Origin of the sequence: Streptomyces sp. NPDC014623 (assembly GCF_043088245.1) — a bacterium.
In the GTDB taxonomy this organism is placed as follows: domain Bacteria; phylum Actinomycetota; class Actinomycetes; order Streptomycetales; family Streptomycetaceae; genus Streptomyces.
Map to the genome: position 1 here is coordinate 1 of NZ_JBIBZU010000038.1, position 20,848 is coordinate 20,848.

At 67.0% G+C, this 20,848-nt stretch carries 15 protein-coding genes, 3 pseudogenes and 1 CRISPR repeat array; of the genes and pseudogenes, 10 read left to right on the plus strand and 8 right to left on the minus strand.

The genetic code is table 11. The features are described from left to right. Positions 1–556: 556 nt before the first annotated feature. Both ACF1FZ_RS33675 and ACF1FZ_RS33680 read right to left on the minus strand, forming a co-directional pair. Positions 557–757 carry a hypothetical protein gene (locus ACF1FZ_RS33675; RefSeq protein WP_391777175.1) on the minus strand — a complete coding sequence of 67 codons (201 nt, stop codon included), beginning with the start codon at positions 755–757 and terminating at the stop codon, positions 557–559. A gap of 367 nt (positions 758–1,124) precedes the next feature. Beyond that, positions 1,125–1,409 (minus strand): annotated as a pseudogene (locus ACF1FZ_RS33680) (hypothetical protein); the annotation flags it as partial. Between the two features lie 333 nt (positions 1,410–1,742). Here ACF1FZ_RS33680 and ACF1FZ_RS33685 point away from each other — a divergent pair. Then, positions 1,743–2,991 (plus strand): annotated as a pseudogene (locus ACF1FZ_RS33685) (IS256 family transposase). Positions 2,992–3,618: 627 nt separating this feature from the next. After that, complete coding sequence (locus ACF1FZ_RS33690) at positions 3,619–4,578, plus strand: hypothetical protein (RefSeq protein ID WP_391777176.1); 960 nt, start codon at positions 3,619–3,621, stop codon at positions 4,576–4,578. 35 nt (positions 4,579–4,613) lie between these two features. On the opposite strand, the gene ACF1FZ_RS33695 is transcribed toward ACF1FZ_RS33690, so the two are convergent. Both ACF1FZ_RS33695 and ACF1FZ_RS33700 read right to left on the minus strand, forming a co-directional pair. Beyond that, complete coding sequence (locus tag ACF1FZ_RS33695) at positions 4,614–5,165, minus strand: DUF6461 domain-containing protein (protein ID WP_391777177.1); 552 nt, start codon at positions 5,163–5,165, stop codon at positions 4,614–4,616. Positions 5,166–5,846: 681 nt separating this feature from the next. Beyond that, complete coding sequence (locus tag ACF1FZ_RS33700; RefSeq protein WP_391777178.1) at positions 5,847–6,164, minus strand: hypothetical protein; 318 nt, start codon at positions 6,162–6,164, stop codon at positions 5,847–5,849. A gap of 266 nt (positions 6,165–6,430) precedes the next feature. Here ACF1FZ_RS33700 and ACF1FZ_RS33705 point away from each other — a divergent pair, with 266 nt between their 5' ends. From ACF1FZ_RS33705 to ACF1FZ_RS33720, 4 genes and pseudogenes are all read left to right on the plus strand, one after another. Next, positions 6,431–6,970 (plus strand): GNAT family N-acetyltransferase, encoded by a 540-nt coding sequence (locus tag ACF1FZ_RS33705; RefSeq protein WP_391777179.1) that lies wholly within the window; start codon positions 6,431–6,433, stop codon positions 6,968–6,970. A gap of 88 nt (positions 6,971–7,058) precedes the next feature. Further along, positions 7,059–8,297, plus strand: coding sequence for an IS701 family transposase (locus tag ACF1FZ_RS33710; protein ID WP_391777194.1), 1,239 nt, complete (start codon positions 7,059–7,061; stop codon positions 8,295–8,297). Positions 8,298–8,632: 335 nt separating this feature from the next. Next, positions 8,633–8,956 carry a hypothetical protein gene (locus tag ACF1FZ_RS33715; protein ID WP_391777180.1) on the plus strand — a complete coding sequence of 108 codons (324 nt, stop codon included), beginning with the start codon at positions 8,633–8,635 and terminating at the stop codon, positions 8,954–8,956. Positions 8,957–9,042: 86 nt separating this feature from the next. Then, a pseudogene (locus ACF1FZ_RS33720) lies at positions 9,043–10,279 on the plus strand (IS701 family transposase). 106 nt (positions 10,280–10,385) lie between these two features. Here the strand turns inward: ACF1FZ_RS33720 and ACF1FZ_RS33725 are convergent. Next, positions 10,386–10,655 (minus strand): barstar family protein, encoded by a 270-nt coding sequence (locus tag ACF1FZ_RS33725; RefSeq protein ID WP_391777181.1) that lies wholly within the window; start codon positions 10,653–10,655, stop codon positions 10,386–10,388. A gap of 94 nt (positions 10,656–10,749) precedes the next feature. On the opposite strand from ACF1FZ_RS33725, the gene ACF1FZ_RS33730 reads away from it, so the two are divergent. After that, positions 10,750–11,841: an IS630 family transposase gene (locus tag ACF1FZ_RS33730; RefSeq protein WP_391777182.1), complete on the plus strand. Its 1,092-nt coding sequence runs from the start codon at positions 10,750–10,752 to the stop codon at positions 11,839–11,841. Here the strand turns inward: ACF1FZ_RS33730 and ACF1FZ_RS33735 are convergent. Then, complete coding sequence (locus ACF1FZ_RS33735; RefSeq protein ID WP_391777183.1) at positions 11,830–12,075, minus strand: hypothetical protein; 246 nt, start codon at positions 12,073–12,075, stop codon at positions 11,830–11,832. The two genes, ACF1FZ_RS33730 and ACF1FZ_RS33735, sit on opposite strands and share 12 nt — an antisense overlap. A 467-nt stretch (positions 12,076–12,542) precedes the next feature. Here ACF1FZ_RS33735 and ACF1FZ_RS33740 point away from each other — a divergent pair, with 467 nt between their 5' ends. Together ACF1FZ_RS33740 and ACF1FZ_RS33745 are read left to right on the plus strand one after the other, a co-directional pair. Then, positions 12,543–13,202 (plus strand): hypothetical protein, encoded by a 660-nt coding sequence (locus ACF1FZ_RS33740; protein ID WP_391777184.1) that lies wholly within the window; start codon positions 12,543–12,545, stop codon positions 13,200–13,202. Further along, complete coding sequence (locus ACF1FZ_RS33745) at positions 13,190–13,690, plus strand: hypothetical protein (RefSeq protein WP_391777185.1); 501 nt, start codon at positions 13,190–13,192, stop codon at positions 13,688–13,690. Before ACF1FZ_RS33740 ends, ACF1FZ_RS33745 begins: the two co-directional genes overlap by 13 nt. 774 nt (positions 13,691–14,464) lie before the next feature. Here ACF1FZ_RS33745 and ACF1FZ_RS33750 read toward each other — a convergent pair. Beyond that, positions 14,465–14,665 (minus strand): hypothetical protein, encoded by a 201-nt coding sequence (locus ACF1FZ_RS33750; protein WP_391777186.1) that lies wholly within the window; start codon positions 14,663–14,665, stop codon positions 14,465–14,467. Positions 14,666–15,033: 368 nt separating this feature from the next. Further along, positions 15,034–15,306: direct repeats of the CRISPR family, unit length 29 nt; unit sequence CTGCTCCCCGCGCCCGCGGGGATGACCCC. A 1,209-nt stretch (positions 15,307–16,515) separates the two neighbouring features. Continuing rightward, a complete protein-coding gene (locus tag ACF1FZ_RS33755; protein ID WP_391777187.1) occupies positions 16,516–19,863 on the minus strand; it encodes a hypothetical protein in 3,348 nt (1,115 codons plus the stop codon). A 618-nt stretch (positions 19,864–20,481) separates the two neighbouring features. Here ACF1FZ_RS33755 and ACF1FZ_RS33760 point away from each other — a divergent pair. Beyond that, on the plus strand, positions 20,482–20,673 hold the full coding sequence (locus ACF1FZ_RS33760) for a hypothetical protein (protein ID WP_325747338.1): 192 nt from the start codon (positions 20,482–20,484) through the stop codon (positions 20,671–20,673). Positions 20,674–20,848 lie beyond the last annotated feature (175 nt).

Genomic DNA, 20,848 nt, shown 5'->3' on the forward strand with positions numbered 1-20,848 from the left:
GCGGAAACTCCGCTGCAGCACCACCCGGATCACCACCGTCGTCCGTGCCGTCGTCGCACTCGAACTCGCCACCTGATCAAGATGGAAAAGGCTCAGTAGCCTGCCTCACCCTCGCAGGATGAAGCCTCGCCAGAGCACGGCGGGGCTTCATCGCGTTCTCGCACACCACGCAGTGCGTCCCGCCGCCACGATCGGCACCGGAAGCCCCTCATGTCTCACGCGCTTGTACACCGGGGCACGCCCTCCGGATCTGGTTCGAGCTACTGGGAGGCCGTTGTTTTTCCGAGAGTGACGGGTGCGTTTGCGCTGGTCAGGCATAGTCGGTTTTTCGGCCGCAGAGACGAGGTGTGTTGTCTCTGCGGTGGAGGTGCCGAGATGTCGTCGGTAGGGCCTCCTGGTGCGCTCGAGGTCTCGACAACCCCGAGCTGCATCAGAGGCCCTGCCTTCATGCACGGACGGACCGAAGATCGCCCGACCGAGCCGCCGCGTTCGAACCCATACTCACCAAGATTGGTACAACAACGGCTTCTGAGCTTGCCGTTTAACCTGAACTCGCTCAGTACGAGTTGTCGAGTTGGTCTACGACAAATCGAAGCTCGCGAGCCCGGCGCCGGGACATGCCGTGTATCACGGCCTCCAGGAACTCCCGTGCTTCGAAGGGGCTGCCGCAGCATTCCCACACTCCGCAGCCGCCGTCCTCGTACTCACTCCAGAGATTGCGGTACGGGTCCCGCACGAACTCTCGCCAAATCCTCACGGACTCGGCTGTGACGCCAGGCCACAGGTAGTTCCGGCTCCTCTCGACCCTGGCAACTTCGGCAAGAGCAGGCGGGGACAGGCCGGCAATAGGGGGTTGATAGGTAAGCCGATGCCGCGGGCATTGCTCGGCGCGGACACGCCCGGGCCGTCTACGCGGCATGAGTCTTTCTGTAGAACGTCATGGGGTGATCCTGCCAGAGACGGTTCCGCTGTGGCACCTGACTTGCAGCAGTCCCGGCCCTGCGTTCCTGACATGGATGCTTTGCCGGCTCAGCCGCGCAGGGCCGAGGCGAAGATGCCCGGCAGGCGGGCCGGCCGGGGGGTCAGGAGCAATTGTCAAATTCTGTGGATCATCGCGGAGAGCCTCAATTCAGCCGTAGCCATTGATCAAGGACTGCGAAGTCCTGGTCGGTGAGGCCGTGGGACGACGCAATGCGATGGAGGAGGGCTGGCGCGAGGTGGCGGGTGGACACCCAGTCCCGATCGGCGTCGGTGATCTCGTCGTCGACCCAGGCGAACGGGCGTCCGTCCGCCCACGCCACGAGGGTTCGGGTCTTCCAGTGGAGCCCGAACCACTGGTCTTCTCGTTCGTGGGCGGCGGAGGGCTCCGGCCAGTTCACGACCGGCAGTTGCGGTAGGACGAGCCGCGGCCCGGCCTGCGGGACGAGCCGCGCCAGGTGCGAGTCCGATGCGGTGCCCGTCGGCTCGCGCTCTACGGGCCGAACAGTCGCGGTTCACCTCCGCTCGCACGGAGAGCACCCACCCGCTCATGCCCCATGACGACCTGAACGTCCGGTTCACTCCCGCTCGCGCAGAGAAGACGGCATCGACGTAACGGCCAGCCTGGTCTGGGGCGGAGCAATGCTCAGGACTTGTGGATCAGCTCCTCTGGAGGACGCGCGAAGGGCGTACCTTCCCGAGTGAGGGATCGTCAAGTCACCGAGTAGGCCCGCGCTGCGAACGCGGGTTGGGAAGGCACGCCCGTGCTCATCGTAGTCAATGAAGACGGCACCACCGAGGCCGGTTCCCTGATCGTCAAGATCGTCCGCGAGGGTGCTCGGCGGATGCTGGCCGCCGCTCTGGAGGCGGAGGTGGACCAGTACATAGCCGAGCTCGCCGGGCAGCGTGACGAGGCCGGTCGCCGACTGGTGGTCCGCAACGGCCGGCACCGGCCGCGGACCGTGACCATGGCTGCTGGGCCGGTCGAGGTGGCCGTCCCGCGCGTGAACGACAAGCGGGTCGATGAAACGACGGGTGAACGTCAGCGGTTCTCCTCGAAGATCCTGGCGCCGTGGGGCCGGAAGTCCCCGAAGATCAGCGAGGTGCTGCCGCTGCTCTATACTCCACGGCCTGTCGTCGGGCGACTTCGTGCCCGCGATGGAACAGTTCCTGGGCTCCTCGGCCGGCCTGTCGTCGGCCACGGTGATCCGGCTGACGCAGCAGTGGACCGCCGACCACGCCGAGTTCCAGCGCCGTGACTTGGCCGGATCCGACTACGTCTACGTCTGGGCCGACGGCGTCCATCCCAAGATCCGCTTGTCCCAGACGACTCCTGCCTCCTGGTCCTGATGGGCGTTCACGTCGACGGCACCAAGGAACTCGTCGTGATCACCGAGAGTCCTGCGCGAGTCCACCGAGTCCTGGGCGGACCTGCTGCGCGACTGTCAGCGGCGCGGGATGCGCGATCCGATGCTCGTGGTCGGCGGCGGTGCGATAGGCCGGTGGAGGGCGCTGGCTGAGGTGTTTGTGCAGGCCAAGCATCAGAGGTGTTGGGTTCACAAACAAGGAACGTCGCGAACGCGCTGCCGAAGTCCGCGCAGCCCGGCGCGAAGAAGGCTCTGGAGGAGATATACAACACCGAGGACCGTGCGCACGCGGAGAAGGCGGTCTCCGCGTTCGAGAAGGCGTACGGGGCGAAGTTCCCCAAGGCCGTCAAGAAGATCACCGGCGAGGTCGACGAGCTGCTGGCGTTCTACGACTTCCCCGCCGAGCACTGGGTCCATCTGAAGACGACGAATCCGATCGAGTAGACCTTCTCCACCGTGAAGCTTCGGACCGAACTCACCCGCAGCGCTGGCAGCCCGGCCGCTGCCCTCGCGATGGTCTTCAAACTCGTTGAGTCCGCCCATGCCCGCTGGCGAGCAGTCACCACACCTCGTCGCCCTCGTCCGAGCCGACGCCCGCTTCGAGAACGGCCTCCTCGTCGAACGGGACGAGACCCTCACAGCGTGATTCACCTCAACTGATCGACAGGTCCTGACAATTACTCACCAGCCCGCCCGACCCGCACAGTGTTGCTCTCGGGGGTCGCAGTTAAAGCCAAACTTTTTCCGCCTGATGAATTGTCTTGTCCATGCCTGACTGCGTTGCGATCATGTAGCGGATCTCCCGCACCTCAGAGCCGCTGGACCTCCCCAGCGGCAGTGCGGTGCTGCGCGAAAGGCACTCCATGATAAGACGCATCCTCCTGCCTGCCCTGGCCGCGACCGCGCTCCTCGCGGGGGTGGCCGTTCAGCCTACGGCCTCCGCCGCAGACACCCCTGAACGACTCTCAACGCCCACCATCAGTGACGTCTCCTCTCCGCTGGACAAGGAGCGCCGGGACAGCAGGGGCAGTCGGTCCGGCCCCAGCGAGGAAGACTGCAAAAAGGCCGGGGAACGGGCTATACGCACCCCCGGCGTGGCTCGCTCGTACAACTGTCTGACCTGGCTCTCATCTGCGGAGGGCGAGGCCGCCCTCCGCAAGAGCGCACATGTTGAACCACACGGGGCGTCTGAGTCCGCGGTGCTGGATGTTCCGCTGCCGGTCAATGAATGCACCGGTGACGAGGGGACGGCTCCTGGTACGCCACCCGGACCATGCAGTGCCAGATCTACCCGGATGTGAAGTACACCTACAGGGACAGCAACAACAAGGTGCTCGGCACCGCCCTGTTCGCAACCGCGCAGCAACTGGACTTAGCCACGAACAGCCTACAGTGGACCGAGACCGACCAGATCACCATGCTGTCCTCCACCGGAACACTGCCTCCCAACCTGGGTGTTTCGTGGACGACCAACTGTTCCTCCACCTGCACCCCTAAAAGCACGAAGCCCTGGGCCCTGGCCCCCATCCGCGTTGGCCAGAACCTCACGAAGACCTACACCCTCACCGACCAGCCGTCCACCGGCTACGACTACATCGACCTCGACTACCAGCTCTCCATCGGCGCACCCGACGCCATCGACCTGCTGCCGCCGATCAAATGGGGCGGCGCCGAAGTGCGCTGCGACAACAAGATCTCCCTCCCCAACAATGGCGGTTGCGTGGTGCCCTGGTACACCCCGACGCTGCGCCTCCCCCGATCCCAGTACGGCGCGTCCGCCGACATGATCGAATGGGCCCAGAAGAACCTCTCCGGCCACTGGGGACTGCGCGGCACCGGCCAGCCCCTCCACCGCCTGAAGGGTGATACTCAGCAGGCGGGGAACCGGAACATCATCTGCGGAACCTCCAAGTTCACCAAGGACCCCAACGTGCAGGACGATTCCTGCGACGAGTTCCCCTTCGCCGGCAACTACGAAAGCGGCGCCCTCAATGGCATCACCCACGGCAAGGACTGCGCACAGGTAACCGCAGTTCGCGCAGATACCAGCGGTGACTTGGCCACGGACTGGCCCACCGTGACCACTGTCGGAACTGTCACCGGCAGCGAAAAATGCGTGCGCGGACACATCCCCAGGAGTCTCAACACAGACCTGGGAGGTACCTACGGCAGTTTCGTCGTGAGCCAGCGGCTGGCAGACAACGATCCGTTCTGGCTGAGCATCACCTTCTGACGGCTCACTGCATCAGCAGACAAACCGATCGGCGGTCAGCCTTGCACGTGCTGGAGGCTGACCGTCGGCAGTGGGCCACGGGCGATCTCAGGTGACAGCACTAGGCCGAACTCCCGCTCCAACGCTAGCAGCGCACTATGGGGCACGGACCATTCGTCGGATTCCCAGTTCTCCTCGAGAAAGAAACCGACGTCGCTCAGAGCACGGTTGAGGCGCGACGCGTCGATGCCCTCTGCCGGCTCAAACGTCCAGGCGTTGAAGTGGGCCAGGAGCTGCCCATCACCCGCATGTGAGATCTGGGTAGTACTGTCCAGCAGTTTCCAGACCGAAACCGCCTCGGTCCCCACCGACAGGCGTGTAAGCACGGGGGCCTGCAGCAGCCGCCCGTGGGCTTCGACATCCAGGAGGATGGTCCATTCCCCGCTGTCACACACTCGCACTGCGGATGTTTCGAAGCCGTGCCCGAAATGCTGGATTGCCTCCTCGTCCGTAAATTGCGGGTACGGAGCCTGACCGGCGACATCCAGCCGGGAGACCACCTCATCAGGCGAGAGCCCCCGGACGCACGTGATGCCGAACAGGTCCAAGGGCACACAATCGGCGAGTCTTGATGTCGCCACTTCTCCTCCTCCTTCGGCTACGCAGGTCATCACGCGCCGTAGTCGTACCTCGGGGCCGACCATGTCCGGATGCTGGCACGCCTGTTGGCGACGACCATAAGCACTGTAACGCTGACGCCCTCATCCGGAGTCGGGACCGCCGCCAGCTGACAAGCCCCAGGAGCCCGTGCCCGGCGGCGGCGAAGTGCGCCCGGACCTGCGTGGCGACAGGCGAGGCACACCGAGTGATCCCCGGTATCGCGCCCCACCTCGTCGCCCTGGTCCGGGCCCGTGCGCGCTTCAGCCAACTCGTTGAGCGTCCCGAGCTCAGTGCAGCCTGAGCTACCTCACCTGATCCACAACTCTTGACAATGACTCCACTTTCACCTCGCAGCACAGCTACTTCGAACGGATACAGCCGTTCTCCTTGACGGATGGCAAGAACAGATCCGTGAAGGAGTGGTGCGGTAGTGGCCCGGATGTCTGTGGCGCGGGCGCGGCTGGTAGTGCTTGGGGCCGTGCTCGTTGTCGCCTGCGCGGCCTGGTTGATTCCGGCCTCGGTCGCGGCGTTCGGCAGGGACGGCAGAGTGATCGAGAACTCGGAGGCGGTCAGAGCGCGGCACGCGGCAAAGCGTGCGGGAGTTCCGCTCGTTGATCTGGTCCTGAGAGTCACCGGTGATGTGTGTTGGAGATCCATACGCCCAGCTTCACGACCACCGGCATCGCGCCGGGCCGGGCGTAGGCGGCCGGGTCTGCGTCGCTCACACCTGGGTTAGCCAGCAGCATGACCAGGGGCGCGTCGTGGGGGCCGATGAACGGTTCCGGCGGGAGTGTCACGTTGAGCCGGTACGGCGCGTGCGAGGGGTGGACTTGGGTGTCGGCGAGGGTTTGCAAATGCGGCAGGTCTTCGGGGACCGCGTACGATGCGTTCCTGGTCGTGCGGGTCCACGGATGGAGCACCTGATCTCCCGCTATCCGCGTCGTCATGGCATGCAAGCCTGCGAGCGGACTGTCACCGTGTCGGCGAGCTCGGTGCAGGTAGCCCTTACCATCCTGCTCAGGTGGCGAGTTCGAGGGCAACGACGGCACGAACAGCGGCTGTGATCCGGGTGGTGCCGCAGCGGAGCTTCCACAGGAGCCACCAAGACTTGAGGATAGTACTCCAGCCGTAGATTGTTATGTGCCTTGCTCGGGGCTGTCTGCGCTGGAGGAGACCAGGTGGCCTCGGCGCACCATCTGGGTAGAGTTGGGCAATGCCCGAGTTGCAGCGGCTGCATGCCGGCCATGCCCCGGTGGTCCTGGCCTTCGAGCTGGCGAACCGCGCCTACTTCGCTGCCTCGGTCCCCGACCGCGGCGACGACTTCTTCGACCAGTTCACCGACCGGTACAACGCTTTGTTGACTGAGCAGGAGGCTGGCATCTGCGCCTTCCACGTGCTCGTCGCCGAGGACGGCTCGGTACTCGGCAGGTTCAATCTGGTCGACATCGAAGACCACACCGCGGAACTCGGCTACCGGGTCGCGCAGCACATCGCCGGCCGAGGCGTGGCGACCACAACCGTCCGGGAGCTGTGCCAACTGGCGGCGGCCCAGTACCGGTTGCGCACACTGCGAGCGGCCACCGTCCGCCAGAATACCGCGTCCCAAAAGGTGCTGACCAAAGCCGGGTTCGTCCCCATCGGCCCCGCCGACCCGGCCCACCTCGGCGGTAAGCCAGGCACCTGGTATCAGCGCGACCTGGTGCACGCGATCTTGCCGGGGGACCGGCTGCGGGAAGGCCACGGCCACCGCTGATCATCGGTGTGTGAAGACTAACGATCATACGGTGGCCGCTGGGCACAGCGTAGACCCTGCCCGCTGGCAGGAGGCGTTCGAGGCCGTGATGTCCCGGATAGCGAGCCGGTTCGCGCGGGTCGAACCCCGGCGTCGGGTGCGGGACTTGGTGCGGGGGCTGCTGTCGGGCCTGCCGCGCAAGAATTGCTGGACGATCGCGGAGTGGGCCGGGGAGACCAGCCCGCACGGCATGCAGCATCTGCTGTGCCGGGCCGTCTGGGATGCCGATGCCGTCCGCGATGACGTGCGCGAATACGTCGTCGAGCATCTCCATGACGAGGCCGCGGTGCTGGTTGTCGACGAGACCGGTGACGTGAAGAAGGGGACCCACACGGTCGGGGTCCAGCGCCAGTACACCGGCACCGCCGGCAGGATTGAGAACTCCCAGGTCGCGGTCTACCTCGTCTATGCGGGCGCGCGGGGACACGCGGCGGTGGACCGGGAGCTGTACATCCCGCGCTCCTGGACCTGCGACCCGGACCGCTGCCGGGCCGCGGGACTCGGCGAGGACACCGTCTTCGCGACCAAGCCGGAACTGGCCCGCACGATGATCGAGCGGTTCCTGGACGCCGGACACCACGTCGGCTGGGTCACCGGGGACGAGGTCTACGGCGGCAACCCGAAACTCCGCACGGCTCTGCAGGAACGCGGCATCGGCTACGTCCTCGCGGTGGCCTGCTCGGCCGAAGTCCCCACCAGCGCGGGGAAGTTCCGCGCCGATGCCCTGGCAGCGAGGCTGCCGAAACGGGCCTGGCAGAAGCTCTCGGCCGGACGAGGCGCAAAAGGGCACCGCTACTACGACTGTGCCGTCATCGACCTGGCCGACCCCGGCCCGGGCCACCACCAGTTACTGATCCGCCGCAACCGCGCCACCGGCGAACTCGCCTACTACCGCTGCTTCTCACCCCGGCTGGTGCCGCTGACCGAGCTGGTGCGGGTCGCTGGATCCAGATGGCGGGTGGAGGAAACCTTCCAGAGTGAGAAGGGGCTGGCCAGGCTGGATGAGCACCAGGTCCGCCGCTACCCCTCATGGGCCCGCTGGGTCACCCTCGCGATGCTGGCCCACGCCTTCCTCGCCGTCGTCCGCGCCGACGAACACGCACACCGGCCCACGCCGGACGACCTGGTCCCGCTGTCCTGCAACGAGATCCAGCGTCTGTTCATCACGCTCGTCGTCCAGCCGGTCCACGACGCAGCCCACCGGCTCGGCTGGTCCGACTGGCGACGTCGCCATCAAGCTCGGTCCCGCACCAGCCATTACCGGCGACAGGCCGAATCCCAGACATGAAGATCACGATCTACAGCTGGAGTACTAGATGCCCGACCCCCGGGACGAGTGGGCTCGGTCCCCCATGTGAGCTACACATAGGTTCCCTCCGAAGGATGACGACTCCGGGCCGTCATGTCAGTAGCTTTGAAACCCCACAGCACCTACTGAAACGGGAGATTTCAATGTCTCGTCAGTCTCGTCCCGGGCGTTCCTTAGCACCGCTGGCTATTGCGGGCATACTGTCCGTCGGTCTCCTGAGCGCCCTTACCATCCCGGCCGCCGCGAGCACGTCATCGCCTACCCGGGCCTCCGAGGCAACCGCCTTCCGCGGCAGCGGCCTCATGGACCCCGTCATGGCTTCCAAAGGTATTGCATTCGGCGTAAACGGAGTCCACGCCGAGGACCTGACCAAGAGCGGCCTCACCATCACCGACCAACAAGTAACTTTCGCCCGGGGTGACGTACGTTCTCCCCTCGTCGATAAGTGGCTGGCGGCGCAGGGCGACCCCAAAGAGCCGGTGCAAGGGTACGTCACCATGATTCCACGTGACTATGCCGACCATGCGCTGGCCCACTACAAGTTCACGTATCCGCAAGTCACTAGAATCGACACCGGCATCGGTGGCGGGCAAATGATCACCTTTAAGTACCGGGATGTGCAGGTCACCCGAGGCTGAACCGATCACAGGGGCGTGGTTTGAACGCGCCTAGTAGTGCTTCGTTACCTTGAGTGATCTTGCCTAGTGGTGGGCATCTTTGTGGTGTGAAGCTGGGGGATGTCGAGCGGCTCCGGGGTGCGTTGGCAAAGTTCGTGGGTGATGTGTTCGGGTCGTTGCCGCGGCAGGATCAGCGGCGGTGGGGTGCCTGTTATCTGCGGGGCCTGATGCTGGACGGTCGGCGTAAGTCGATCCAGCCGATGGCCGAGCGGTTGCCGGACGGGAACATGCAGGCCCTGCAGCAGTTCGTGAACCAGTCGCCGTGGGATCCGTTGCCGGTGCGGCGGCGGATCGCCCGGAGACTGTCCGAGGCGATCACGCCACAGGTGTGGGTGATCGACGACGTGTCGTTTCCCAAGTGCGGCTGGGCCTCTGCCGGGGTGGCACGTCAGTACTGCGGAGCCCTGGGGAAGCGGGCGAACTGCCAGGTCGCGGTCAGTATCCACGCCGCGACCGATACGGCGTCGTGTCCGTTGGACTGGCAGTTGTATCTGCCGCGGGAGTGGACGGACGAGCCGGGCCGCTGCCGCCGGGCCGGCATCCCGGACGGCACCGTCCACCAGGAGAAATGGCGTCTCGCGCTCGGGCTGCTGGACAACGTGACCGAGTGGGGGCTGAGAGCCCCGGTCGTGGTCGCGGATGCGGGTTACGGCGTCAGCACCCCCTTCCGTCACGGCCTTCAGGAGCGCGGCATGTCCTATGTGCTGGCACTGACCGGGAAGGAAGTCGCCCATGAGCTGAACATCGAGCCCTGCCAGCCGGATTACGGAGGACTTGGCCCGCCGACGCTTCCCCGATACCGGACGGCGCCGCGAGCTCTCTCTCCATGCGGCCGAGGCCGCTGCCGCCGGCCACTTCACCGAGGTGGCCTGGCGCCAGGGCAGTAAAGGGCCGATGACCTCACGGTTCGCGGTCCTGGCTCTTCGGACGACGGGCAAACAGTCCCTGGCCGCCGCCCAAGCCGCAGGCGGCGGACGCAACCAATGGGATGGAGTCCTGCCCACTTCCACCGTCCTGGTCGAGTGGCCTGCTGGCCAGGAGACCCCTACGGGTTTCTGGATATCGAACCTGCCGCCCGAGACACCCGTCGCCGAGCTGGTGCGGTGGGCGAAGATGCGCTGGCGAATCGAACACGATTACCGCGAGCTCAAGCACGGTCTCGGCCTGGACCACTTCGAGGGACGCACCTGGCGCGGCTGGCACCACCACGTCACCCTCGTCACCGCCGCCCAAGCCTTCCTCACCCTCAGGCGGCTTGACCCAAAAGTCCACACGCCGGCCTGACCCTCTACCAGGTCCTGGACGCCCTCCAGGACCTACTGAAGAGCTGGACCGGCACCTGCACCACCTGCGGCCGAGATCTGCCGGTGCAGACGGGTAAACGTCGCGGCTACAGGTACTCCACCCGAAGACCCGGCCGATAGAGGTCGCGGTAACGATCAAGGCAATCGGTCAGCATCGTCGCCCCACCCGGTACGCGCTCAGCCAACAGCTCCCAACCCATGAAACGTACATGCTCAGGGATGAAAACAAGGCCGCTGACAGCGTCCCAGAAGGCGTTCCAGTTCCGACCATAGAAGTCCGGAAAGTCGAACTCTCGCTGAAGCAGACGATGCAGTTCATCCTCGTTTGCGACCGAAGCTACCTCGATGGTCACCATGACCTCATCGTAGACACCAATCGCGCCCTCGCAGATGGCAGACCTAACGAAGCACTACTAGTGACCTGAGTCGCAGGTTCGTCGTTGGTTGTTCATGAGTCGTCCGGGTCCGGAAATTCCGCCGTTGTCGGTGACCGATGCCCAGCGGGCTGTGCTGGAGGGCTGGGTTCGTCGTCGCACGACGGCCCAGGCTCTGGCTCAGCGCTCGAGGATCGTGCTGGAGTGCGCGGAGGGGCACTCGATTCTGGAGGTGTCGCGTCGGCTGAATGTTGCTGCGGACACGGTCCGTACCTGGCGGCGGCGGTTCATCGAACGTGGCCTGGACGGTCTGTCCGACGAACCGCGGTCGGGTGCCCCGAGGAAGATCAGTGACGCTGACGTCGAGCGGGTCATCGTCAAGACACTTGAGGAGAGGCCGAAGAATGCCACCCATTGGTCGACCCGGTCGATGGCGGCCGCTACGGGCATGTCGCAGTCGGCGGTCTCCCGGATCTGGCGGGCGTTCGCCCTCGCGCCGCACCGGTCTGAGACGTTCAAGCTGTCCACGGACCCGTTCTTCATCGACAAGGTCCGCGATGTCGTGGGCCTCTACCTGGATCCGCCGGAAAGAGCGCTGGTCCTGTGCGTGGACGAGAAGTCGCAGATCCAGGCCCTGGACCGGTCCCAGCCCGTGCTTCCGATGATGCCGGGCGTCCCCGAACGCCGAAGCCACGACTACATCCGTGCCGGCACCACCACCTTGTTCGCGGCTCTGGAAGTGGCGACCGGCAGGGTGATCGGCTCGCTGCACCGGCGTCATCGGGCAGCCGAATTCAAGCGGTTCCTTGCCAAGCTTCATAAGGAAGTACCGGCCGGTCTCGAGGTGCACCTGATCCTCGACAACTACGCGACCCACAAGACACCGGCGGTCAAGAAGTGGCTGCTGGCCCACCCTCGGTTCCACTTGCACTTCACACCCACCAGCTCGTCCTGGCTGAACCTGGTGGAGCGATGGTTCGCCGAGCTCACGCAGAAGAAGCTCAAACGCGGCATCCACCGCTCCGTCCCAGCACTCGAACGCGACATCCGGGCCTGGGTCTCAGACTGGAACGACCACCCACGGCCCTTCATCTGGACCAAGACCGCCGACGAGATCCTCGACAAAGTCGCCAGCTACTGCCAGCGAATCTCTGACTCAGGTCACTAGCCCGGGCCCTGCTGCGGCGGTGAAGACGTCTTCGTTCAGCTGCAGCGCCAGCGCACCCGCCCGTACGGCATCACGCTTTTCCGGGCCGGTGATCCATTGCACGAACCGCTCGATGGCCATATCGGCGAGGTTCCCGTCGGCGTCGACGTCCTCGACCGTACGCGGGCGGGCCAGAGCGAGGAGTTCAACAAGCAGCGGAAGCCCCATCGACAGCTGGAGCACCGCTTCCACCACCCCTGACGCGCTTCTGTGTGTACGTCAGCCGGCTCCCGGCGCGGCTGTGTTCACCCCGGAGAACGCCGTACACGGACGGGCAGGCAGTCGCCGCGAACACCTGGCGGGGCCAGAACAACCCGTTGCTCGTTCCCGGGGCCGGTGGATCGGCCCCGGGTGTCCTTCGACGGCTCCGGGCGGTGGCCCACGCGTGCCGTGCGTGGCCCGTGCCGTGCGTGCCGCGCTCACCCGTACGCGTAGGGGCGTGCTCGGGAGCATGTCGGCACGGGCCGGCCCGGCCGGGGATATCGCAGCCGCCATGTCACCGCTGTGGTTCCGATGGATCGCCGCACTGATGGGACGTATACGATCCGTAATGCTCAAATTACGCTCAGGTAATACTCGTTTCCTGGTCCTCTCGTAGAGTTTTGTGAAAGAACTGTGTGTAGTCCACTCCGTCGGGGGGTGGCGTGGGGGAAGGATGCCTTGTGGGCATCATCAGAAACGGAGCCATGGGTTCCGTTGTCGCGTTCGCGGTCATGTCGGGGTTCGTAGCGACACCGGCCTTAGCGGATGAGGCGCCGACCGCTGCTTCGACCGAGGAGCCGGCAGACGTCAACACAGCACCGCCGCAGGAACCTGAGGAGGCGGACCTCCTCGAAGAGCCCGAGCCCGAGCCCGAGGTCACGGTGAAGCCTCCGTTCGACACGCCGGATGCCGAGTACTCCTCGCCGCGGAACGTCTATCTTCCCAAGACCAAGGGGGGCACGTACCACAAGGGAGTGGGGCCGACGAACTCCAACTACAACGGCACGTCCCACGTGGCGCGGTCGACCTTCGTCTCCGATGTCACCGGTGAGGTCGGGGTGAGCGTCACCGCGGGGCTGGCGAGCAGTGTCTCCGTGATGATCGCGGAGATCGAGGGCAAGTACGAGGTCAACCTGACGGCGAAGCTGACTGCGAAGCTCGGCAACACCATCGCGGTCAATACGCCGGCGAAGAAGACGACGAACGCCAAGTACGGCGTCTACCGCCTCAAGAACACCGGCACCAGCTACAAGATCTACAGCAACTGTCAGACCACTACGAAGAAGACCATCACCAGCTACACCCCGCTGAAGGTGGGCTGGTACCTGTGGGAGAGCTGACCTTCTCCATCCCGCAGTGCTCTCGCCGCGGTCTGGCTGTGCTGGCCGTTGCGGCCGCTCTGGTCGTGACCGGCTGTACCGAAGGGGACAACTCTCCTCCGGAAAAGCAGACGACGTCGCGCTCCGCCGAGCCTACGGCGGCCGATGGCAGGGCTGAGCACATCGAGGGTGAGACGGTCAGCACAGCTCCGAAGCCGGTCAACGACGGGCAGGTGCTGCTTTCCGTCGCCTCCAGGCATGGCAACGCTGAACTCCCGCTGACCAGGGAGATCGGGGCCGGGCTGCTGGCCGTGCAAGTCAACTGCCTGGGCGAGGGGACCCTCGAAGTCGCCATCGAGCCGGTGGGCCTCACCTTCCCGCTGGAGTGCGTGGAAAGGGAAGTGAGCAGCACCTACAACGAGATCCGGCTCAAGAGAGCTCGCAGCGAAGGAAGCATCCGAGTGACGGCACCGTCCAGCGTCAGCTGGGCTCTGACCGCGGAGCAGTAACCGCCGCAGCCCTCTCACACCCCTCACGGGGCGGACGGCCCTTCGTCCGGCTTACCAGGCCGGACGAAGGGCCACATGCTGGGCGGTCCGGATGACCCGGTAAGGCCGCCGCCCAGCAGGAAGCAGAAGATCGACGGCCCGGTCGACCCGCTCCCCGGTCTCGTTGGTATGACCTCCGGCTGCTGCTCCGGCCCTGAGCGCTGGCTACCGCATGCCGTGCGTGCCGCGCTCGGGCGCATGCCGGCACGGGTCGGCCCGGCCGGGGATGTCACAGCCGCCGTGTCACCGCTGCGGTCACAACCGTGGTCACAGTACGGAGGCGGGTTCGGTGCCCAGAGTCCGGCGTTCGGCCGCCCGGCCGACCGGTGGTTCGACGGCGGCCTGGACGAGGCCGAGACGTTCGACGGCAAGCCCGGCACGCGGCGCCAGCTCCGGCTGCGGGGGCCGGTGCCGTCCGGAGGCGTCGGGTCGGTACGGGTCAGTCCGGTACCCAGCGGGCTGCGATCTCTCGGTTTGGTGTCGGTGGCGGTGAGAGTCGGTCGTGCTGGTCCAGGGGCTGGTGGTTTGGCGCTGGTCAATGGGTGTTTGTGGGCGGGTGGGTCGCTGTCACGAGGCGAGAGGTTGATGGGCGGGATCGCTGTCGTGGGGCTTTATCTCATGGAGGGTGATGCTGTCTCAGGTTCGAGAGTTCTCAGGCGGCCGTCACCTTGGCCCAGAGCCCACCTGGAATCAGGCTACAGAAGCCGCCACTCACCGCTGCGGTCGCAGCCGCCGTCACCGTCCGGCGGTGGGTCCGGTGCCCAGGACCCGGCGCCCGGTGGGGCGGGCGAGGACCACCTCGTCGTCGGCGGCCGGGGCGCTCGGCAGGTGTTGGGCGGCGAGGCCGGCGCGCGGCGCCGTATCCGGGCCGGGCGACAGCTCGGGGTTGTCGGCGGGATCGGGTCCGGCGCCCAGCGGGTGGCGGTGGGTGGTCACCGGCCCGATTCTCCTCCTGGCCGTCGTCGGCGGCGGGCGGCGCAGCATTCGCACGGCCGGTGCGCCGGCTCCGGGACCCGGCGGAACCCGGCCGGTACGACCGGTCCCAGCTCCACAGGGTCTCCCAGGGAAGTAGCCGGCGTTCCGCCGACCCGGGAAACCGTGCTCTGACCTGGTGTTGTCCACCCTGCCGGGAGGCACCCCGCTGCGGCCCGGGGTGCGCCCCTTGTCCACCCTGGAAAGGGGTGGCTGGAGAAGGTGGACAAGGGGCGGTGGCCGACGGGCAGGACGGTTTGAGCGGTATGCCGGTTTCGGTGAAAGTGGTCCTGGAGAGCGGGACGGCGTTGTAGCGTCGCAGGTCAAGAAGGCTGCTCCCCGCGCCCGCGGGGATGACCCCCGGACTGGCTTCTTCGCGATGCCTTCGACCTTCTGCTCCCCGCGCCCGCGGGGATGACCCCTGGTGCCCGGACGGAGCCAGGTCGATCAGGCACTGCTCCCCGCGCCCGCGGGGATGACCCCCCGCAGGTTCCCTTGGACGAGGGAACGCTGGACTGCTCCCCGCGCCCGCGGGGATGACCCCTGCACCGCGCCCGGTGAGGTGCCGCCCCCGCTCTGCTCCCCGCGCCCGGGGGGAGCAGCACTCCCGGCCGAGGTCGAGTACAAGGGACTCGGGACCATCCCCGCGTATGCGGGGATGGCCCCGACGTCGCGCCCGCGGGCCCGATCTTCATGGACTGCTCCCCGCGCCTGCGGGGATGACCCCATGTCCGGGGTGCCGGACAGGTCGTCGGGTTGCTGCTCCCCGCGTGTCCGGGGATGCCCCCGACTACACGGCCTTCTTCGCGGAGGAGTGTGTCTGTTCCCTGCGTACGCGGGAATGATCCCGAGCATCTGGCCGCCGAGCTGTATCGCTCGGCTTGTTCCCCGTGTATGCGGGGATGACCCCGGGATGCCGTGCGGGTACGTCGAGAATCCTTCCTGCTCCCCGTGCACGCGGGGATGCCCCCCCGGCCGCCGAACACCAGCAGGTGACCGTCTGCTGCTCCCCGCGCCGGCGGGGATGACCCCCCGCCGGCGGGCAGGAGCAGCCGCCCGGTGCCCTGCTCCCCGCGCCCGCGGGGATGGCCCCGCACAGATCGCCGAGGCGATCGGCGTCACCTCCTGCTCCCCGCGCCCGCGGGGATGACCCCGTCTGGGAGACCGAGCCCTCCGTACGCAAGGTCTGCTCCCCGCGTCCGCGGGGATGACCCCATGACGCCGAACCGGCTGCACCGTGCCTCGCCCTGCTCCCCGCGCCCGCGGGGAGCAGAGGTACGCACGTTCCTCACCGGCATCCAGGACGGGACCATCCCCGCGGGTGCGGGGAGCAGTCGATCCGCAGGCCCTCGACATCGTCCACCGTGGGACCATTCCCGCGGGTGCGGGGAGCAGGGGCGACACCGGAACCACGGAACTCGCCCTTGGGGATCATCCCCGCGGGTGCGGGGAGCAAGCGTCGCCACGGTCCGACCCGGCGGTGACGTCGGGATCATCCCCGCGGGTGCGGGGAGCAGGAAATGGTGCCCCCGCCGTAAACGGCCTTGAAGGGGCCATCCCCGCGGGTGCGGGGAGCAGAAGTTGCCCAGGCCCGGGTTGGGCCAGGCTCAGGGACCACCCCCGCGCCCGCAGGGATGGTGCGATCTCTAGGTTTGGTGTCGGTGGCGGTGAGAGTCGGTCGTGCTGGTCCAGGGGCTGGTGTTTTGGCGCTGGTCAATGGGTGTTTGTGGGCGGGTGGGTCGCTGTCACGAGGCGAGAGGTTGATGGGCGGGATCACTGTCGTGGGGCTTTATCTCATGGAGGGTGATGCTGTCTCAGGTTCGAGAGTTCTCACATCGGTTTCGGAGGCCTTGCGACTCGCCCAGGTGTGCCACGGTGATGTCTCGGACGGCGGTAATCGCGTCAGGGGCGAGAAGAGCCAGAGTTGGGATCGTGTGATACCAGCCGGCAGTAGTCAGGGTGTGGTGGAGAAGCTTGATGGGTGTCTCGTTGTCGGGGCGGGTGGTTGGGGTCACCTTCAGGGCCAGGTGCTGGATGGTGTGGGTGAAGGAGTTTGTGCCGGTGGGGTCAGGGACGGGGCAGGGGCGGGAGGGCAGGCGTGCGAGGTGTGATGCCACCGCGGTCAGTGCTGTCGCTCTGTGGTGTGGGGCGGCGGGCAGCGTGGCTACTCGCTGGGCGGTGGTGGTGTCGCGCAGAGCGGCGTGGAGTACGGCCAGAGCGGCAGTGGGAAAGAGTCTGGTCCCGCGGCTGGCCAGGTTTCCTGCCAGCCAGTCCAGCTGCCGGGTGGGTTCTTCTCCGGTGCCGATGCGGAAGAAGGCCTCCACGAGGACACTTTCGGGATTCCAGGACTGCGGGCTGCTTCGTGCTACTTGCTCACGCGCTCTTTCCATCATCGTGTCGAAGAGCGACTGCTGTGCAGAGGGCAGGTGGGCAGTAGCCGGGAGGAGCTCTGCCAGTGAGGCCAGCGCTCCTTCGCTGTGGATCGCGTGCCGTGCGGCGTCCAGGCGCTTCAGCAGTGGATGGATCAGCTCGCCCGCCGCTTCAGGGTCGTGTGTCGCGAGCTCTGCGGCGACTGCGATGCGCGCTGCCCGGTCGGCCTTTCGCCAAGCGGCCTGCCTGCCCGCACGGTCTGGACGCTTGTGCTGCACGATGAGGTTCATGGAGGGTTCCGCCTCACCCGCACACGCCAGCGCCTGTGCGGCGTAGGCCCAGCTCGTCTTGGACGTGGTTGCGAAGGCAGCCGCACGGGCTGCTTCCTGTGCGTGGTGGCGCGCTGGGGCTAGTTGGCGGGAGTCCGCATAGGCCAGGGCCATGGCGGCGTGTACGCGTACCCGGTCGGCCGGGTGCCGCGCCAGCTTCAGCAGCGGCTCGGGCTTGGAGGCCGCGTCGGAACGGATGAGCGCATCCGCCAGGTCCGGCAGCCACGCGGGAGTGCGGTCCATTCCAGGACCGGCCGTGGGCAGGAGGGCCAGCGCCTGCTCCAGGTGGTGTTCGGCGTCATCGACGGCGCCGTGATCGGCCAGATTGAAGGCCTGGTCCGCGAATGCGCCGGCCTCGGCGAAGGTGTGGTCTCCATCCCCGTCGGGGGTAGATTGTTCCGGCTGGTCTGTCGGCTCCAGAGGTAGGGCGCGCTGCCCGAGCTCCAGCACACGTGCCGCTGTTTCCGGTGGTGCCCCGGCATCGGCGAGGGCCTGGGAGAGCACGGTCAGCGTGTGCCGGAAGCCGAATTCGACATGAAAGGCATCCGCTGCCGAAAGCCGCCCGCAGTCCGCGTGCAGCGTGCGCTCGAGGTACCGGCATGCCGCGTCCACAAGCTGCTCGGCCTGCGTCGGCCGGGACTGCGCCACGAACGAGGCCACGGCGGCGATCACGGAGACGTTCTCCAAGGTGGGTGCGTCCTGCCACACTTCAGCCGCGTGTGCCAGGACGCGGTCGTGGAGACGGTCCGCGCGATCAGGAGCTACGGATGCCACCGTCTGCCAGAGCTGAACGGCTCCGGCTGCGACGCCTCCCTCGGCCGGGTCTTCGGCGGCGAGCGTCTCAGCCTGCTCTTCCAGCTCGTCCAGGAGTTCTGCCGCGTGCTCCGGGTGGTCCGGTGCCAACAGGCGGGCGGCCTGCGCCCAGGCCTCGTTGCGCCCCGTACTCGTTCCGCGTGTGGAACGGAGCAGAGCGAGGCCGTCCTCATGCTGGTGCTGGAGGTCGCGGTTCCTGCCCGTCCGCTGGGCCGTCTCCAGCAAGGCGAGGGCCGCTTGCGCTGCTGCGGCCTCCGCCGTATCCGCGGCGTGGCCGAGGCGCTCTGTCTCCCGCAGGGCCGCACGTGCCCACTCGCCCGCCTCGCGGGCAGTGGCGGCGGCCTGCTCATCGTCCATGGCCTGCAGTACGCGTGCCACACCGGCCAGGTTCAGGGCTTTGTCGACGGCATTGCCCGACGCGCCCGCCAGCGCGCGGGCCCGCTGCGTGTCACCGAGCCGGGCGATGGTCCGCGCCACGGAGGCCGGCAGGGGTCGGACGTGGGCCAGCAGCATCTCCCCAGAGGCGGCAGTTGCTGCCGCCTTGTCCACGTCCAGCGGCGGCGAGTGGTCCCTGCCGGAGGAAGTGATGAGGTCGAGTTGGGCGAGGGCGACATCGGGCCCGGAGCGTTGAGCGAGGCGGAGTTGGCGCTGAGGGTCGAGGACCAGGGCCGTGAGTTCCTCGGTGCGTCCCTTCTCGTGCAGCAGCCGGGTGTAGCCGGTGAGGAGATAGTTCGGGGTGTCCATGGGCCAGCCCTCGTCCTGGTACTGCTGGGCCCAGCGGTCCAGGTCGTGGATACGTTCGGTGAGGAAACGCTTTCCCAGTGCCTCGCACGCGGTTGCGTGGAGTGTGCTGTGGGCCAGCACGAAAGTCTGCCGGCCGGCTTCGGCCTCCGCTTCTGCCCGTACGTCCAGGGGAAGGAGGTCGGTGCGGGTGGGTGCCATGGATCGGCCGACCACAGTACGGAGTTTGTCCTGCACGTCGTACGGCGTGATGTCGAGGAGTTCGCCCAGGTCCGCGCCGGTGAGGGCGCCTCGTGCCGAGACGAGCAACCCCAGGAGGCGCCGGCCGAGGTCGCGGTCCTCGAGCAGGGTGCGCAACTCTGCCATGGCGGTGTCCCGGATGACCCGGGCCGCGGGGGAGTCGGTCAGCCGCCTGACGATGGCCGGGTCGCGCAGCGGGTGGTCCGGCGCCAGCTTCACCGGAACGCGCGGGTGAGGTCGCCCGGTGACGATGACACGCATGCCGTACGGGGGGACCTTCGGCAGCAGCCCGGCGATGCCCGCACCATCCAGGCCGACGTCCGCATCCTCGTCGAGCCCGTCGACGATCAGCACCAGGCGGCGATCGCGCCCCGCGCACTCACGAGCCGCTGCTTCGTACAGCGGCTCGAGGGTTGGCTGTTTTCGATCCACCGCAGAGTAGCGCCTGTTCCCCGCCGCAGCAGCCAGTTGCTCCCCGACCGCCTGTACGAAACCGTCACGGCGGTCGGTGCCCAGACGCCCCGCGATGACGTAGTGCGCGACGTCCACCCCGGCGGGCAGCTCTCGGACCGCGAACCAGGACAGCAGGGCGGTCTTCCCCGCCCAAGGACCTGCCTGCCACCACAGGTAGGCGGGGGCGACGTCGGGACCGGTGACGAATGCCGCCATGTCGGCCACTTCCTCCTCCCGCCCCACGAACTCGCGTGGAAGGACATCCCGGAGGGGCTGGGACGGCCCGCCCAGGAGGCGGCCCGGGGAGGCTGCGTGAACACGGGAACCACGGCCCCCCTGCCTGCTGTTCCTGACGGACTGTGCAGCCTTCAGCCGACGGCCCCAAACACCGTTAGGCGTCCGGTCGTGGCCAGGCGAACGGAGCACCGCACGATCTTCCAGGAATGGGATCAGCACCCGCATCATGTACTCGACGTGCCCCCGTTCTTGTGGGGGCGCCTTGAGGAACCAGTCGCTGAGATTCTGCTTCACCACCTTGTGGCCGTGTTGCCCGGCGAGCTGGATCAGGCGTCCGTACCCCAACCCTGCATGACCGCCTGCGGCTTCGTATAACGCCCTCAGCTCATCCGGGAACGTCGGCACCTGTCCGGCACCGCTTCGTCCGCTGTCTGCGGAAGACTTCTCCGGACACATCTTCATTCTCCTTCTGACCTGGGAACATACCGCTGATCCACTCCTCCGGACATCGCCGGACGCAGCTCTGAAGCCGGATACCTATGGGACCGCGCCCGGCGGAGAAGACCACCGGGCGACAACCCCGAAGGGGGAGTCCGCGTGTCCGTTCTGCTGACCGTTCTGGAGTCCACGTTCCAGGAAGCCGCCACCCTTTCCGCCGCGACCGGCCTCGCCTACACCGGGGCCGTCGTCACGGTGGCGGCCTCCTCCGTCCTCTTCCGTAGCCCGCAGCGCCGGCGTGACGCCCGGGCGACGCTGACGATCCTGGTGCGCCGTGGGGGGAAACGGTGATGCCCGTGGGCCTGGTCCTGGCGTGGTTGCAGGGCTTACTCTCGGCCACTGTTGGGTTTTCCCGCCTGTGCGGGGATGGCCCCCGTTAGGAGCAGATCCTTCTTGGCTCCCGCGTGTGCGGGGATGTCTTTTGCCACGTGACCACCCGAATGTGCGGCTGTTCCATGTGCTGAGG